Annotated in this window: 1 protein-coding gene; it reads right to left on the bottom strand. The window is 63.6% G+C overall.

What is annotated here, in order from left to right:
* A partial coding sequence (locus tag GFD32_RS19980) for a PD-(D/E)XK nuclease domain-containing protein (RefSeq protein ID WP_163577081.1) occupies positions 1–1,071 on the bottom strand: 1,071 nt, incomplete at both ends.

Genomic DNA, 1,071 nt, shown 5'->3' on the forward strand with positions numbered 1-1,071 from the left:
GCGGGAGAACTCCACGCCGATGAGGTGAATCGGCTGGTTCTGGGCGCGGTATTTATCGGCGTAGCCCTTGGCCTGGATCTGTGCCAGGGCGCTGCCCTCGGGCAACTGCTCCACCACCTTGAATTCGAACAGGTAGCGGTGGCCGAAGGCCTCCACGCTCATGTCGACCTTGCCGTGGTGGCTGGCGTCTTCCACGGTGACGTTCACGCCCAGGGCGGCGAAGTGGCTGTAGAAGACGCTGGCATAGTGTCCCTCGTACCGGGCGATGGGATTGTTGCGGTACCAGTCGTGGGGCAGCCCGGCGAAGAGCGCCTTGAGGTGGGTTTCCAGCCCGGCGAGGTCGTGGGCGTGCAGGTGGGTGAAGAGGGTCTTGCGTTCGTGCGGCGGGTTTTCCACGCCCAGCGCGGGCAGCAGCGCCTGGTTGAGGCTGGTTTCCACCTCCTGATTGGGGTAACCCAGGGTATAGAGCCAATAGCCGGTCAGCGGCTCTTCCACCTCGTGCACGGTGAGGTAGCCGGTCTGGAAGAGCAGCGCTTCGGTGGCGATGTGATCGACATCGAAGCGGCCGAGCAGCTCGGCTTCGGTCTGCAGCCTTTCCAACTGCGGCGTGAACACGCCGCGCTGGCTGAGGATCTCGACGAGAAAGGTCGGCGTGGCGCTCTCGAACCAGTAGGGCGCGAAGCGACGCTTCTGGAACAGCAGCAGCACGTCGAAGGGATTGTAGACGGCAGTAACGTCCTGGTCGCCCCAGCGGTAGCCGTTGTACCAGCGGCGGATCTCGTTGCGGTCGAGCCCCGGCAGCTCGGCGGCGAACAGCGTATCGAGATCGGCATCGGTATAGCCGCAGATCGTGGCATAGGGGGCATCGAGGGTAATGTCGGTGAGGTTGTTGAGCCCGGAGAACAGACTCACCTTGCTGAACTTGGAAACCCCGGTGAGTAGCACGAAGGCGAGGTGGGGATCGGCGTCCTTGAGCACGCTGTAGAGGTTCTTGAGCCCTTCACGCAGCTCGCGAGCGCGCTCCGGCGCCATCAGGTTGTCGAGAATGGGCTTGTCGTACTCGTCCACCAG

Source organism: Halomonas faecis, from assembly GCF_010993975.1.
In the GTDB taxonomy this organism is placed as follows: Bacteria; Pseudomonadota; Gammaproteobacteria; order Pseudomonadales; family Halomonadaceae; genus Halomonas; species Halomonas faecis.